Raw genomic sequence first — 14,493 nt, 5'->3', positions numbered from 1 at the left:
GCATCGGGTTTTCTTATAGCTTACGAAAATTTCTTTTGTGCAAAACAGACTTTTTCATAATCTAACCCGATGTACAACCCTTCTGTGAGATTTCCGCGTCGACCATCCTGCTCGATATGGTGGGCGCGCGCGCCATCGGCAGCCTTGCCGTGGGGGTATGGTCGTTTGCCATGCTGCTGGGCGGCATGGCGCAGAACATCACGCAGTTCCTGTTCACCCGCGTCCTGCTGGGCGTGGGGGAGGCCCCGACCTTTGGCGTGGGGGCGACCGTTGTCCGTAACTGGGCGCAGCCGCGGGAACGGGGGGCGGTCATGACCATATTGCTGACCGGCATGCAGCTGGGCCTTGCCGGCGGCACGATTGCCGGGGCCTACCTCATCACTTTTTTCGGCTGGCGGTGCGAGTTCATGACACTGGGCGGCATCGGCATCGCATGGGCGCTGGCGTGGTGGCTGATTTACCGCAACCCGAAGGAAACATCGGACGCCCCCCGGCGCAAGCCCATCTCGATCCGGGAAATACGCAACCTGTTCCGTTCATCCTCCTTCGTGGGGATACTGGTCGTGCAGTGTACGCAGAATTACCTGAACTTCCTGGTCATGTCGTGGATGCCGCTGTACCTGATCCACGAATTGCACATCAACATTACCGGCACCGGCAACAGCACGGCCCTGTGCTATCTGGTGGCGGCCGTTGGCGCAGTCATCATCGGGTGCGTCCTCGAACACCTTGTCTTTCGCAACAACATCCATCCGCCTCATCGACGTTTCGTCGTTGCCACCTGCCTTTTCGGGGCGGCGACGATCGGACTGCTGCCGCATTTCCATACCATGACGCCCATCCTGCTTGTGCTGTCTGGCGCGCTGGCCTGCCTTATGGCGGCAAATGGCGCCAATACCGCGCTACTGACCGACATGGTGCAGGACGGGCGGAAAATGGGATCTGTAACGGGCGTTACACTGACATGCAGCAATTCGCTGGGACTGCTTTCGCCCATCCTGACCGGATATATCGTCTCATGGACCGGAAGTTTTGACATGGCATGGTATATGTGCGCGCTGGCGCTGATCATCGCGGCCCTGCTCTCGCTTGCCCTGGTGCGTGCCCCGATCCGGATGGATGAACACGCGGCATAAGAGACTGTCTGGGAATCATAAAAATTCCTGGTGACTGCTTTTCAAAAAGCATGAGCCTTCTTCAATCTGTTGATTGGTGAAATGGATTTCCAGACAATCCATGCAATCCCATGCACATACTCATGGCATGGTTAACAACTGCCTCCGGTCGATGCGCGGATCAGCAGATTTAAAACAGTCAGGCGCGCCACGTCCGGCATTACCGGATCCCCCCAGAACAGCCGGTCACCCAACCATTATAACATAAGAATTACCACATACCTTGCGCATGGACTCAGTTCGCGACCAACGCAACAGGTAACGGAAAGCCTTGACCAGGCAAAAGGTTGAATGTCATCCGGCCATCTTTTCATGCCAGCCTGTGGAATATAAGAAATTCCACACCCCTGCATTGTTAAAATACGCACCTGAATATTTGATTATCCGCATCTTGATGGGTCGAATCCACATGATACAATAATATTTTAGATTATTATTGTATAAGAATAAATTTGACAGGATATATGTCGTGCGTAAATTAATCGTCGTTTGCACAATAGCGTCCCTTCCCTTTGCTGCTGCTGCCCAGGAGGCGGAAACGCCAGAGCAGTATGCCGCCCGCATGGGAGTACAGATTGCAAATGAGGAGTATTCCACACAGGAATACCAGAAGGAAGTCTCCGAACAGGGCGCCGGAGAATACATGAACCGACGCTGCAATGAAATGTTCACAAAAAACACTGCGCTACGGCAACCCTGCATCTCTGCCGCCATGGACCAGGATTTGAAAAATTTCAGGGCGGCAACCGCACAGCAAGCTCCGGCGAAACTTCTTACCTATACATTTCTGGATATGGTCGCGGCAGGGGATACCGTTATAGGCAAGCGCATAGGTGTTTCCGGTAAGGGCGGGTGCAGAATACACGAAAACATATGCTTCATTTCCACTGAAGAGCTGTTGACGGATCCGAACTCTTCCAAAGAAAACTTTGTATCCCTGATGTTTTCAGTGGCTAGTGTTCCCGCCGGTTCCGAACTGCGCAAGCAGATAACCGCCTGTTCCGAGCTTACCAATTTAATATGCAAGATAAAAGTTATCGGAACGGTCACCAGGAATACAAACAATACATATTTAATGGACGCCACAAACCTGGAAATTATGCCCCCCAGCAGTGCCGCGAATGAATAAACAGATCAATTACTGATTCGATAATGCTGCGCCCCGCGCAAGGGGCAGGGTCCATCCCTTCAGGAAGACCATCGCGATATGGATAGCTGACAGATGATATCCTGGCGTTCTGGCGGCTTCTGTTCCACCTGACATGATGATGAAAAGCCCCTTGCAAGCAGCAAGGCGGCTGTCCGGCAGAAGCTGGGTGGGGGATAGCATCATCAGGCTCCTTGACCAACAACCCACCTGCCCCGTCAGGGCGGCAGGAGCCGTTCATTCATGGATTCCCTTCCCCTGCGACCCCGTCGATCACCGGTCGCGGTCCAGTTCGACAGATGAACAGGGCCTGGGATGGGGCCGGTTCTCGGTGGAATCAGCAATCACCACGCCCGCATCCTGACGGGCGGTATAGCACAGTAGAAAATCCGGGTCGCATCTCAATGAAAATCAATGCTTGCATGGATTGCGTTTGCCTTATTTAACGTCTTTTCTGTATGGGTAAAATTATGTTTTATAGCCGGATCAAATTTTTCTTTTTAGGATTACGGAATTTATGCTTGAAGCGTTAACGCTTCCGATTATTGTCGGCGTGTCAGGTCATCGTGACATTCACCCGGGGGCGGTACAGGCCGTAGGAGCACATGTGCGCGACATCCTGTCCGCGCTGTCCAGCCTGTATCCTGACAATTTGTGCGTTCTTTCCGCCCTTGCCGAAGGCGCGGACCAGATGGTGGCGGAAACGGCGCTGGAACTTGGCCTGCCCCTCGTCTGCGTCCTGCCAATGGACCGGGTCGCCTATCGTGCCACCATGACGGATGACGACGCGCGCCGCCGGATGGACGCCCTGTACGATCATCCCCGGACGGCGCTCCGCTTTGCCCTGCCCCCCGTGGAGGCACCGGATCAGGGGGACGTCCTGCAATATGAGCAGCTGGGCGTGTTCCTGGCCCGCCAGAGCCATATTCTTCTGGCCCTGTGGGACGGCACGGATCCCGATCCCCGTTCACGACGCAATGCCCGCCCCCGTAGCGAAAAACGCGGGGGGACGGCCCATGTCGTCAGCATCAGGACCAGCGGCGAGTTCGGCGACGTCGGGGTGGACATGTTCCGGGCAAGCCGGATTTTCTCCTCGCGCCTGCCACGTCTGGAACTCGCGCGCTGTGGACCGATCCTCCAGATCAACACCCCCCGCGCGACCGCGACACAGGACGCCGTGGCGCAGGCCGGAAACGTACGATGGTGGAGCGACCTCAGCACGGAGCAGGCGGGAGGAAAGCTTCCGGACCTTCGGGCCGAACCCCTCTGGGAAACCCTGACGGTGCAGTCGCTGGCCCGGACATGGGCTGAAATCCTGCGCGCCCGGATGCCGCCCGATTTCCGCTTTATCTGCGAAGCGCGTGCCGCCCTGGCGGAAATACGGGCGAGCGCGCCCCATCTGTGCCATGAAAGTGCCGGCTACCTGATGCCCGCCCCTCCGGACGTTTCCTCCTCGAAACCGAAAGAGGCGTCCGGGGCCGAGGCGCCCGGACTTGTGGCGCAGGACCCGAACCTTGGTCGCGTCCGGGACATCTTCGCCGCAGCCGACACCCTGTCGTCGCAGTCGCAGCAGTTCCTTCTGGGCGACTGGGCGCCGGGTCTGCCGTGGAAACGCAGCGCGCCCGGCCGCACGCGGCTTGGCAGCCTCTTCTGGTTTGCCGCGGCCGTTCCACTGTCGGCGATCTGTTTCGAGGTGTACTGCGAATTTGGCAAGAATCCCGCTCTGCTTGCGGGATATGCCGGGATACTGGCGCTTGCGACGGGATTCTACTGGTTGCGGGTGCGTCGCCGCCAGTGGCAGAACCTGTACCAGGACCACCGCGCACTGGCCGAAGCCCTGAGGGTCCAGTTCTTCTGGGGCCTGTCGGGCGTGCCGGTCTCCGTCTCGGATAATTACATGCGCCAGCATGAGGGCGAACTGGGATGGATCCGGCTGGCCCTGCGCGGGCCCTCCCTTCTCGCGATGGCGTCCGCGCTCCGCAGGACGGCGGTACCGCGCCAGGGCGTCCGGCAACACTGGATCGAAGACCAGCGGATATATTTCGACCGGCGGATCAGGCAGTACAAAAATGCCTTCCGGTTTTCGCAATCGGCCGTGCGCCTTCTCATCGGCGCGCTGGTCACGGTGGTGGTCGGGCTGCTGGCGGCGCAGATGATCCTGGGACGGGAACTGTCGGAAGAATGGCCGGAATGGGCGCGGGAAATGCCTTCCGTCATTATTGGCGTCCTTCCCGCCCTGGCGGCATTTTTCCTTGCATTCCGGGAACTGCGGCTGTTCGAGGAACACCTTCATGCCTATGGACAGGCCGCCAGTGTCTTCGACCACGCGCGGCGACAGTCAGAGGATCTGGAGGACATGCTGCAAAAAAATCCCGGCGACCCCTTTGTGGAAGAGGAATGGCGCAACCTGATGATTGTTCTGGGCAAGGAATCCCTCGCGGAAAACGCGGCCTGGATCCAGACACATCGCGCCCATCCCGTAACGGCAAAACTGGGATGACGCGCCTTGACGCGACATGGCTTTCCCCATTTGACGTAGTGACGATTTGAGACACAGGAACATTCGATGTCACAAGAACAAGGTCTGGTTTTCATCAGCTTCTCTTCTCGGGATGGAGAGTTTGCGAACAAGCTGATTACCGACATTGAAAAGCACGGCATTCCATGCTGGATCAGTTCCCGCGACGTGGAGCCGGGCGCCGATTACCAGAAGGCCATCATCGACGCGATGAGCCGCTGCTCCGTGATCCTTCTCCTGTTCAGCAGCAACGCAAACAGTTCCAAGGAAATCGCAAAGGAACTGGCCATCGCAAGCAACCGCAACAAGCCGATCATTCCCGCGCGCATCGAAGATATCATGCCGTCCGGGTCCCTTGAATACCAGCTGACCACTGCCCAGTTCATCGATCTGTTCCACAATTACGACGCAGCACTCACCCGCCTGTGCGCTGCCCTGGAACGGCAGATTCAAATCGCTGGCGGAGCCCCATTGCCCAAAAGCGCGTCCGTTACCTATGCCCGCCCCCCCGGCGGCAAGCGCAACAGGCTGCTCGCGGGGGGGGCGGTCGCAGCACTGGGTATCCTCGGCGCGGGGGCGGCCGTTTTCATGCATGGTTCGGGACATGGCCCGGCAAGGGATGCGACGGAGACAGCACCGGCGCCAGTCGTCCAGCAGACCACGCCAGCGCCTGCACCTCTCGCGCCGGCCCAGCCTGCTCCTGTCCAGTCCGTCCCAGCCCAGTCCGCTACAGTCCAGCCTGCCCCGGCCCGACCTGTCCCGGCTCAATCCGCGCCTGCCCAATCTGCGCCGACGCCCGGTCCTGCTCCCGTCGAACTGGACCAGCCCCCGGCTTCTAGCCCCCAGACTCATCCTCCGGTCCCGGCCGATACCTCAATGCCAGATACGGCCGGCCAGTCTTCTGATTCATCCGATCAGGCCGTGGCGCGCCTGATGAAAATGGAGCCGGGGAACAGGATGTCAGCAGCGGCATCCGTCCTTGGGGGCGAGGAGAACCAGCTTTCCTACTCACAGGCCAGCCGCCTGCTTGACGGGGAGACTGCGGGCGCGCGTGGGGAATTCATCCGGATTCTCCTCCCCCATCTGGCCAAACCCATTCCCGTGGCTGTGGCGAAGTCCTTTCTGGCATCCACGGACAGTTATCGGCACGATGCCCTCAAGGAACTTCTGCCGTCGCTGCCTGAACAGATAAGCGGCGATGAGGCAATCCTGTTGCTCGGCGACATGACGGCAGACACGCGCAGCGATGCCATCGATCTGCTGATGCATCGTTCGGCCGGCAATATTACCCCCGATCAGGCCCTGAAGATTCTGAACAATACGGACAGTGCATGGGCCCAGACCCTGCACATCATCGTGCCAAAGATGCAGCGTCCCGTTTCGGCCCCCGATCTTGTCCGGCTTGTCGGTGCCACGAGCGACGGATTGCGTGAGAATGCCATTCGGTACCTGCTGCCTGTCATGCCCCAGAAGCTGACGCCCGCGGACGTCGACAACCTTCTGATGGATACCAATTCGCAACGCGTGGACAGCATTCGCCTGATTGCGTCCCATCTCCCCGCCGGAATGGAGGTCAAGGACGCGGTCATGCTTATGAATGGCACCACGGAGGGAGGACGCAAGACCGCGATTGACGCATTGGTACCGCACCTGAAGCATGGGCTGAGCGGCCAGGACGTGGCACCGCTGCTGGATCAGGCTGACAGTTACTGGGCCGAGTCGGTCACATCCCTCATGCCGGTTCTGGCCCGGACGCAGACCGTGCCGGATATCCTTGTCCTTCTGGGTAACACGCAGGAAGGCCGACGTTCGTCAATCCTGCATACGATCCATAATATGCTGCCGTCCGGGATCAGCGTCCAGGATGCACAGAGCATATTGGACAGCCTGTTTTCGTTGTATGCGGATGGCCTCGAAATCCTGATACCTCATATGGCCCCGGTGCGTGCAGCGGACATCCAGACACTCGTCAGTCCCATCGACGTTCCACAGACGCAGGCCATGCTGGCCAGCCGGCTTCGCCAGATCCGCTGACCATTGCCTCCGGTCCGGTCGCTGCAAGCCTGTCACAAGATGGTGAGCATTCCTTCATCGGAGTATCCGGGCCTGTCCCGGTGCTCTGGATGATGGGAAAGGCTTTACAATCATATCCATTGAAACTTTTCGGAATCATAACGGAGTTTCCGGGCAATATTTTTCCGGAAATGTCCCGGAAATATCGCCTTTTGAAAAAACGACCTGTCCCGGCAGCATTCGAAGCCGCTTTATTTCCATCCAGTAACGGGATTTCTGAGGGACCGCCGATCAAGGCGTGAGGTCGTTCGATATAACGCCTCGGGTCATCCTGTCCCGCAAATCATGTCGTCGCCGTTGCGGATTCCCGTGCATCAGGATCGGATACGGGATGACCATCTGCCATTTTTTCATGATATATCAATAGGATATGATTTTCCCGCACCATTCCCTGTTGCCGGGCCAATCACGACGCCCGCTGGGCATGGTCTGGCACGACACGCGGTAACGGAGCTGTTGCGGGTCATCCACGCTTCTGGTACTCCACCGATCAACCATCAAGAGTCAAGCCTGTGCCTGACAACAATCCGCTCCCGGCAAGATGGTGCCTTCACATGTGTGAAGGGATGTGGCCAGACCAACAGGAACGGCCACGACCACGCTCATCTCGTCACTATGGGAGCGCCGCGCCCGGAAAGGACCATGAGCGTGCGCCAGCAGTTTGCAAGTGACAACTACGCCGGAATCTGCCCCGAGGCGTGGCAGGCCATGCAACAGGCCAATGCCGGCTCCCTCCCCGCTTATGGCGAGGACGAATGGACCGTCCGCGCCGCCGATGCCTTCCGCAGCCTGTTTGACACGGATTGCGAGGTCTTTTTTGTCTTTAACGGCACTGCCGCCAACTCCCTGGCGCTGGCCTCCCTGTGTCAGTCCTATAACAGCGTGATCTGTTCCCCGTTTGCCCATGTGGAAACCGATGAATGCGGCGCCCCGGAATTTTTCTCCAACGGCTCCAAACTTATGGCCGCCCGCACGGACAGCGCCAAACTCAGCCCGCAGGACGTGCGCACCCTCGCCACCTGCCGGACGGACATTCACTACCCCAAGCCCCGCGCGGTCACCATCACCCAGCCCACGGAAACGGGAGAGCTTTATACCCTTGAGGAAATTCGCGCCCTGTCCGCGACCTGCCGGGAACTTGGCCTGCGCCTGCATATGGATGGTTCCCGCTTTGCCAACGCATGCGCTGCCCTTGGCTGTTCGCCGGCGGACATGACGTGGAAATCCGGCGTCGATGTCCTGTGTTTCGGCGGCACCAAGAACGGCATGGCCGTGGGGGAAGCCATCCTGTTCTTTGATCGCGCCCTGGCCGAAGGGTTCGATTACCGCTGCAAGCAGGCGGGGCAGCTGGCCTCCAAAATGCGCTTCCTGTCCGCCCCCTGGGTCGGCCTGCTGGAAAGCGGGGCATGGCTTCGCAACGGCGCGCACGGCAATGCCTGCGCTGCCCGCCTGGCGGATGCGATAAAGGACGTGCCGGGACTGGAACTGATGTTCCCGGTGCAGGCCAACGCCCTTTTCCTGCGCGCATCGGAAAAAGTATTCACCGCCCTGCGGGAACGCGGCTGGCGCTTCTATACCTTTATCGGGGGGGGCGCGCGCTTCATGTTCGCATGGGATGCGGATCCCGCCCGCGTGGATGAACTGGCGGCGGACATTGCTGCCTGTAGTGCATGATCCGGGGGCATTTCCTCGTAATTCAGGCTTTTCCATGCTGGTCCCGCCGGATCCGGATATTGCGGCAACCGTCGTATCCGCCCTCTCCGGCGTATGACGGGCGGCTCATGCGTGACAGGGCCGCCCCTCCCTCTTTTTCACGAACATCCGCGCCATAGCGTCGCATCAGGTACGGGGACCGCGATGCTGATCGGCGACAAAGACATCACCGATCTCGGTCGCCGTGCGCATCAGCAGTAATCGCAGGGCTCTTAATCTCACGCCCGGGATCAACTGGTCACGTTGCGCAAGCCGGAGAAGCTGATCCTTGAGGGACATGGCCAGCTGTCCGGCATCATCATCGACGAGGCCGAGGGCTGCCCGTCGAGCAGTACCTATCGCTCACGTTTCGGCAGCCTGCTCCGGGCCTACGCGCTGGTTGGCTTTTCACCTGCTCGCGATTATCGCTACCTTGAAATCAACAGGAAACTGCGCGCCCTTCATCCCACCGTGATCGCCAAGATCATCTCGGGTATCGGGTCGGTCGGTGGACGCGTCACCAGCGACCCATTGACCGACCTGCTGACGGTCAATGACGAATTCACCGTCTCGGTCGCGATCATGCGCTCGATCCTGACCCCGGCCGGGACGCTGCGCTGGAAGCTGCGCCTCGATACAGCACTCAATCCCGATCTTACCATCGCTGCACGCATGGATGAACACAACGACCGGACGAGGGATTTCTATCTCCTGCCGCGTCTGGACATGGGGGAAGCCGTCCTGAGGCTTTGCGAACATAACGGGCTGTCACTTGATGCCTATCGCTTTGACACGCTCGAGCGCTTTTACCGGATGGCGGCACGCGCCATCGTGCCGAGGGCCGCCTGATGTCGGCCCGCCCGGCCCAGCGCGTGGAGATGGTTCCGGTGGAAAGGATTACCATCCTCAATCCCCGCATTCGCAATCCCAGGCTGTTCAGGGAAATTGTCGACAGCATCGCACGGATCGGGCTCAAGCGGCCGATTACCGAAGGTATCTGTCCCGAGGCCATCGATCTTCTCAAGGATCGGCATATCCCGATCGCCACGTTCGTGGAATTAAAGCGGCTGAAGCCGGTTCGACAGATCGAGGCGGCAATGGCCATGAATTCGATGAATAAATACAGTGTCTCCTACGCAAAATCCATCGTCGCCGCAACGCGGGAGGATCTTCTGGTGGCAACGCGACGCAGGCCTGCCCGCGGCCTGACCGAAACCCAGATCGCCATAATGGAACGAGAATCCGCCACGCTTGATCGAGAGTTCAAGATTATCGAAAAGGACTATGGCCGCGATCATCTCGTCCTGACGCTGGCCGTCGGTTATATTCGCGCCCTGTTGGGTAATGCGCGGGTTGTCCGCTATTTAGCCCAATGTCATCCCATGATCCTGGCGGAATTCCAGAAGATCGCACAATTTCAGGCTGCGTCATAAATCATAAAAACACGTCATCACGGAACAGATTGCTCATGCTGCGCCGGTTTCCGATGAAATCGAAGTCGACGAGGGCTATTTCGGTGGACATCGCAAAGGAAAACGAGACCGGGATGCCGTCGGAAAAGTGGACGTCTTAAGCCTTCTGAAACGGCATGGCCGTGTCCATGCCATCATGATTCCCAATGCCGGACATCAGACGCCGGGGCCGATGAATGGCAAGTTCGTCGCCGAGCGTGAAGGTGCCGGACCCGGGGCGTTAGGGAATGAATGGGTCATGGTCCTCTCCCCTGTTTCCCGACGGGCGAATGGTTGGGGATCAGTCATTCCGTCAGGCTGCGAAGCCGCCATCAATGTTATATGCAGCCCCCGTGATGATGCCAGCCTCGGGCCCGGCAAGATACGCGACCAGCCCCGCGATCTCCGCGCCCGTGGCATGGCGTTTGATCGCCATAAAGTCGTGCATCACGTCCTTCAGCGGACCATCGGCGGGGTTCATGTCGGTATCGGTGGGGCCGGGCTGGACGACATTGACGGTGATGTCGCGCGCCCCGAAGTCACGCGCCAGTCCCTTGGCCATGCCTTTCAGTGCCGCCTTGCTGGCACTGTAGGCCGCAAGCCCGGTCATTGGCATACGGTCGGCATTGGCTGAGCCTATGAAGATGATGCGGCCCCCATCAGGCATGGTCCGTGCGGCAGCAACCGCTGCGTGGTAGGGCGCGTGGATATTGATGCGGAAAAGCCGGTCAATGACATCCGGCGGCATGTCCAGCGGGTCACCCGCGCCAAGAATTCCGGAATTGACGACCAGCACGTCCAAGGGGCCGAGCGAGGCGATCAGCGCGATGAGGGCGTCCCGATCGCCACTGTCGGCGCGCAGGACCCTGCTTCCGGTCTCGGCCGCCAATGCCTGGGCGTCGTCAGGGGACGACAGATACGTGAAAACGACTTTCGCGCCATCCGTTGCGAAGCGACGCACGATGGCGGCGCCAATCCCGCGACTGCCGCCCAGCACGAGAACGGATTTACCATGAAAGCTGGTCATGATCGTGTTTTCCTCAACGCCAGAATTTCCGCCAGCCTGTCGAAGGCTGGCTGGTAGATGTGTGTCGGCATCCGGGCCTCCATGCTGGCTGCGTGTTCGGCAGCCGCCTCAAACTGGCCGCGCCAGCGGATAAACGTGCGATCGCCATTCGTTATGGGCAGAAGCGTGATGGTCGAGCGGTAGTTCCGGATCGGCAAAGCTGCTTCAATGATCGAGAACGTTACCATATGATCCACGTCGGACAGCGCCAGAAGCTGTTCACGGATGACCCCGACATCGCCCATTTCAACACGGCGGATTGCGCCGACACGGTCGCCGGGATCATCGCCTTCGATCACGCAGCTTTTCACGCCCGGCAACCAGAGACCAAGGGCGCCGAAATCACGGATCAGTCCCCAGACAGGCGAAACGGGTGCATTGAGGACGCTGCTGGCCATAACGTTGATCATACGGACTCCCCCTGCCCTTTTCTGTGTGGGATCAAAGCGACTGCCCTCCCGTCACCTCAATGCGCTGGCCATTTACCCAGTGCATGTCGTCAGACAGGAGGGCACGGACTGCGGCCCCGATGTCGTCGGGCTGACCGACACGCCCCAGCGGCGTGATCTCTGCGAGGCTTTTGTTGACCGTGGCATCATCACGGACCAGACCGCCGCCAAAGTCCGATGCGACCGCACCGGGGGCGACAGCATTGACGGTAATGCCCCGCTCGCCCAGTTCTTTTGCCATATAGAGCGATATGACTTCGGTCGCGGCTTTCATGGCCGCGTAGGGCCCATGATCCGGCAGGTAGAAGCGCGTCGCGGCAGAGGTGATGTTGAGAATGCGGCCACCATCACGGATCAGGGGCAGAAGGGCTACCGTCAGCAGGTACGGACCCTTGAAATGGATGTTGTACTGATTGTCGAGTTGTTCTGACGTCGCGGCGTCGAAACGCGTGTGGATGATGTTGCCCGCGTTCTGGACAATATAATTCAGTCTCCCCTGCCCGAACTCATTTGCAAGAAGGGTTTTGACCTGCCCTGCAAACTCCGTGAATGACGTATGGTTCGCGATGTCCAGTTGCAGCATGCGCAGCTTGGCGTCCTTCTGGCTGAGGGCAGTTTCGGCTGCTTTCGCCTCGCCTTCATTGGCGTGCCAGGTGCCGATCACGCTGATGCCAGCGGCCGTCAGATGCTTCGCGATACTGTAGCCGATGCCGCGATTGGCGCCCGTGACGAAGGCGATTTTTGATGTGCTCATGACCGGGTTCCCTGAAGAGGCATGCCGTCGCGTTCCGAAGACACCATTTCCATACCGACCGATCCATAATAGGGACACGAAGCAGGGTCAAGGATTTGTGGACCGATCGATATAGAATATTTGTGCCGTCTCGCCGCTGTCAGTCCGTCAGCTTTTTCTTAGGCCGCTTTGCTGTTCCCCGTTTCACCGCATTGATATCCCACAATGTCAGGAGAGACGTGACGGCAGCATCCAGATCGTCCGAAGCCATCCCGTCCCGGGCTTCGCATGTCATGCCGTGGAAAAAAGTCGTGAGAATATCGGGCAGGACATCTGTCGCCGCAGATGCTTTCAATTCGCCATTGGCGATGGCACGCTCTACGCAGGCTCTGATACCTGTACGCGTACGCTGTCGTTCCGCCGCAAGGAGAGCCTGAACGGGTTCGTTTTCGGGCGAGCAATTGCTGGCACCGGACACGACCAGGCATCCGGTCGGGTGTGCGCGGGCAGACTGCATGCGCGCCGAGCCGCGCAACGTCCGTTCGATGGCCTCGCGCGGTGACAGGCTTTCGTCCCATAACGGCGCCATGACCTGCCCATACGTCGCCAGATAATGCTGCACGACTTCGCGGAACAGGGCTTCCTTCGAGCCGAACGCAGCATAGAAGCTTGCGGGGGAAATATTGCCCATGCTGGCCTTGAGCTGGGTCAGGGAGGTCGGCTCATACCCCTGCGCCCAGAACAGCGTCGTGGCGGCGTCAATCGCCCTGTCGCGGTCAAACTCACGGGGACGCCCGGTCCGCGCCATGTCATCGCTCCTTCCGAAAGACTTTTATATTAAGTGATCCAGAAGTAATTGCCAAGATTGGCGTCCTCTTATATGCGCATCGACCGATCCATATGTGAGTGCCGCGTGACTCCGATCATCACAATGTCCAAGAACAAAACCGATGAGCGCCTGCCGGTCTCCCGGCATGGGAGCAGGACCGTGCATATTCAGATCGCACGGCCACGCAATCTGAGCAGCGGTGAGGTGGCGCTGTTCGGATTCGCCGCTTTCGCTGTAGGATCGCTGCGATGAGGAGCCATCCTGCTATTCGGCGAACCCGAGACGCATCTCTACCCGCAGCCGCACGACCGACATTACCTGCCGCAGACGCTATCCCCGCCGCACCGCTCTGCCCGGCTGCTAGCGGACAATGCCGTTGCCGCCGCTGATATCAGCTTCGGAACCAACGCTAAGAATGGTCGAGACCAGGCCGGCCTTGAACACCTCGCCCCAATAATGGTTGTTGGTCTGGTCCTGCAACCCGGCAAAGACCGCCGCATCGGCAGCCGGCTCGTTCTCAAGCACGATCGAATCCCCAGCCCCGCGCATCTGCCGGATCCAGACCAGCAGCACCCGCTTCTGGCCATAGGTCTGGGTGAAGACCTGATCGATACGAAACAGGTTACGCCGCGCAGTTCCACACGCTCGTACACGGTTTCCAGCGTTTTGACTAGTTCGACCCGATGCGACAACAACCCGTGCTGCAGGTTGATCGCCGCCAGCGGAGCCGGAAGATTGCGCAGATATGGGACAGGATTTTCGAGATGCTGACGGCTGATCGGGACAATCAGTATCTGATGTTCGATTCAACGATCGTTCGCACCCATCAGCAGGCTGCAAACGGAAAAGGGGGAGCAAAAACCAGGCGCTGGGGCGTTCCAGAGGTGGTCGGACGACCATGATCCATATGCTGGCCGATACGCAGGGCCGCCCGCTGCGCTTCATTATTACAGCCGGACAGGTTGGCGATGTCACCCAGGCGCAGGCTCTGCTCGCGGGTCAGAAAGGGGCTGCTGTTATTGCCGACAAGGCCTATGACAGCAATGCATTACGCGCCCTTGTCGCTCAGATGATAGCAGAAGTTGTCATACCTTGCAATCGCACCCGCAAGATTATCGTCCCGCACGATACCAGAGCTTACAAGCTGCGCAATCGTATCGAGCGCGGCTTCAACCGCCTACCGGACCAGCAATCTGTCCCTGCCCATAAGATACTGGAAACTGCAACATGGCGCAGGGTCAGCTGGCGTCGCGGGACCAAAGGTGGCCGGACGGCCCAGCATATGCCCGGGGAGGAAGCCTGGCTGATTGGCGAGCACCGTTCCACCGGAGAACGGAAATACTATCTGTCCAACCTGTCT

General features: G+C 59.2%; 12 protein-coding genes and 3 pseudogenes. 9 read left to right on the top strand and 6 right to left on the bottom strand.

Annotated features, from left to right (window positions below):
- Nucleotides 1–98: 98 nt before the first annotated feature.
- From CFR71_RS14280 to CFR71_RS14250, 7 genes and pseudogenes are all read left to right on the top strand, one after another.
- Nucleotides 99–1,136, top strand: a pseudogene (locus CFR71_RS14280) (MFS transporter); the annotation flags it as partial.
- Nucleotides 1,137–1,644: 508 nt separating this feature from the next.
- Nucleotides 1,645–2,304 carry a hypothetical protein gene (locus CFR71_RS14275; protein WP_133251171.1) on the top strand — a complete coding sequence of 220 codons (660 nt, stop codon included), beginning with the start codon at nucleotides 1,645–1,647 and terminating at the stop codon, nucleotides 2,302–2,304.
- A 535-nt stretch (nucleotides 2,305–2,839) separates the two neighbouring features.
- A complete protein-coding gene (locus tag CFR71_RS14270; protein ID WP_133251170.1) occupies nucleotides 2,840–4,822 on the top strand; it encodes a hypothetical protein in 1,983 nt (660 codons plus the stop codon).
- 66 nt (nucleotides 4,823–4,888) lie between these two features.
- A complete protein-coding gene (locus CFR71_RS17165) occupies nucleotides 4,889–6,874 on the top strand; it encodes a toll/interleukin-1 receptor domain-containing protein (protein WP_110532004.1) in 1,986 nt (661 codons plus the stop codon).
- A gap of 681 nt (nucleotides 6,875–7,555) precedes the next feature.
- Entirely contained in the window at nucleotides 7,556–8,587 is a 1,032-nt protein-coding gene (locus CFR71_RS14260) for a threonine aldolase family protein (protein WP_110532002.1), read from the top strand.
- A gap of 282 nt (nucleotides 8,588–8,869) precedes the next feature.
- The gene (locus tag CFR71_RS14255) at nucleotides 8,870–9,454 is read left to right on the top strand and encodes a recombinase (protein ID WP_239020435.1); all 585 of its coding nucleotides are present in this window, start codon (nucleotides 8,870–8,872) and stop codon (nucleotides 9,452–9,454) included.
- The gene (locus CFR71_RS14250; protein WP_110532000.1) at nucleotides 9,454–10,038 is read left to right on the top strand and encodes a plasmid partitioning protein RepB C-terminal domain-containing protein; all 585 of its coding nucleotides are present in this window, start codon (nucleotides 9,454–9,456) and stop codon (nucleotides 10,036–10,038) included. The genes CFR71_RS14255 and CFR71_RS14250 overlap by 1 nt, the downstream gene beginning before the upstream one ends.
- Nucleotides 10,039–10,369: 331 nt before the next feature.
- On the opposite strand, the gene bdcA is transcribed toward CFR71_RS14250, so the two are convergent.
- The 6 genes and pseudogenes from bdcA to CFR71_RS14220 all read right to left on the bottom strand — a co-directional run.
- Nucleotides 10,370–11,083 carry an SDR family oxidoreductase gene (bdcA, locus tag CFR71_RS14245; RefSeq protein ID WP_110531998.1) on the bottom strand — a complete coding sequence of 238 codons (714 nt, stop codon included), beginning with the start codon at nucleotides 11,081–11,083 and terminating at the stop codon, nucleotides 10,370–10,372.
- Nucleotides 11,080–11,532: an SRPBCC family protein gene (locus tag CFR71_RS14240; protein ID WP_110531996.1), complete on the bottom strand. Its 453-nt coding sequence runs from the start codon at nucleotides 11,530–11,532 to the stop codon at nucleotides 11,080–11,082. The genes bdcA and CFR71_RS14240 overlap by 4 nt, the downstream gene beginning before the upstream one ends.
- Nucleotides 11,533–11,563: 31 nt before the next feature.
- Nucleotides 11,564–12,325 carry an SDR family NAD(P)-dependent oxidoreductase gene (locus CFR71_RS14235; RefSeq protein WP_110531993.1) on the bottom strand — a complete coding sequence of 254 codons (762 nt, stop codon included), beginning with the start codon at nucleotides 12,323–12,325 and terminating at the stop codon, nucleotides 11,564–11,566.
- 139 nt (nucleotides 12,326–12,464) lie between these two features.
- Nucleotides 12,465–13,112 carry a TetR/AcrR family transcriptional regulator gene (locus tag CFR71_RS14230; RefSeq protein WP_110531991.1) on the bottom strand — a complete coding sequence of 216 codons (648 nt, stop codon included), beginning with the start codon at nucleotides 13,110–13,112 and terminating at the stop codon, nucleotides 12,465–12,467.
- A gap of 384 nt (nucleotides 13,113–13,496) precedes the next feature.
- Nucleotides 13,497–13,721 (bottom strand): annotated as a pseudogene (locus tag CFR71_RS14225) (TrbI/VirB10 family protein); the annotation flags it as partial.
- Nucleotides 13,722–13,753: 32 nt separating this feature from the next.
- Nucleotides 13,754–13,888: pseudogene (locus CFR71_RS14220) on the bottom strand (DUF932 domain-containing protein); the annotation flags it as partial.
- A 9-nt stretch (nucleotides 13,889–13,897) separates the two neighbouring features.
- Between CFR71_RS14220 and CFR71_RS16635 the strand changes: the two are divergent.
- Both CFR71_RS16635 and CFR71_RS17015 read left to right on the top strand, forming a co-directional pair.
- Nucleotides 13,898–14,035: a hypothetical protein gene (locus CFR71_RS16635; protein WP_165832119.1), complete on the top strand. Its 138-nt coding sequence runs from the start codon at nucleotides 13,898–13,900 to the stop codon at nucleotides 14,033–14,035.
- Nucleotides 14,002–14,493 (top strand): transposase (locus CFR71_RS17015; RefSeq protein ID WP_239020436.1); only part of this gene is annotated, 492 nt, incomplete at its 3' end. The genes CFR71_RS16635 and CFR71_RS17015, both read left to right, overlap by 34 nt.

Origin of the sequence: Novacetimonas pomaceti (assembly GCF_003207955.1) — a bacterium.
GTDB lineage: Bacteria > Pseudomonadota > Alphaproteobacteria > Acetobacterales > Acetobacteraceae > Novacetimonas > Novacetimonas pomaceti.
The sequence above is the reverse complement of the archived record's forward strand: the minus strand, read 5'-3'. Positions and strand labels throughout refer to the sequence as shown.

What these genes read in the sequence shown, in the direction of transcription:
- CFR71_RS14270 (WP_133251170.1), top strand. Translation starts at nt 2,840, where the DNA reads ATGCTTGAAGCGTTAACGCTTCCGATTATTGTCGGCGTGTCAGGTCAT.
- CFR71_RS17165 (WP_110532004.1), top strand. Translation starts at nt 4,889, where the DNA reads ATGTCACAAGAACAAGGTCTGGTTTTCATCAGCTTCTCTTCTCGGGAT.
- CFR71_RS14260 (WP_110532002.1), top strand. Translation starts at nt 7,556, where the DNA reads ATGAGCGTGCGCCAGCAGTTTGCAAGTGACAACTACGCCGGAATCTGC.
- CFR71_RS14250 (WP_110532000.1), top strand. Translation starts at nt 9,454, where the DNA reads ATGTCGGCCCGCCCGGCCCAGCGCGTGGAGATGGTTCCGGTGGAAAGG.
- bdcA (WP_110531998.1), bottom strand. Translation starts at nt 11,083, where the DNA reads ATGACCAGCTTTCATGGTAAATCCGTTCTCGTGCTGGGCGGCAGTCGC.
- CFR71_RS14240 (WP_110531996.1), bottom strand. Translation starts at nt 11,532, where the DNA reads ATGATCAACGTTATGGCCAGCAGCGTCCTCAATGCACCCGTTTCGCCT.
- CFR71_RS14235 (WP_110531993.1), bottom strand. Translation starts at nt 12,325, where the DNA reads ATGAGCACATCAAAAATCGCCTTCGTCACGGGCGCCAATCGCGGCATC.
- CFR71_RS14230 (WP_110531991.1), bottom strand. Translation starts at nt 13,112, where the DNA reads ATGGCGCGGACCGGGCGTCCCCGTGAGTTTGACCGCGACAGGGCGATT.
- CFR71_RS16635 (WP_165832119.1), top strand. Translation starts at nt 13,898, where the DNA reads ATGCTGACGGCTGATCGGGACAATCAGTATCTGATGTTCGATTCAACG.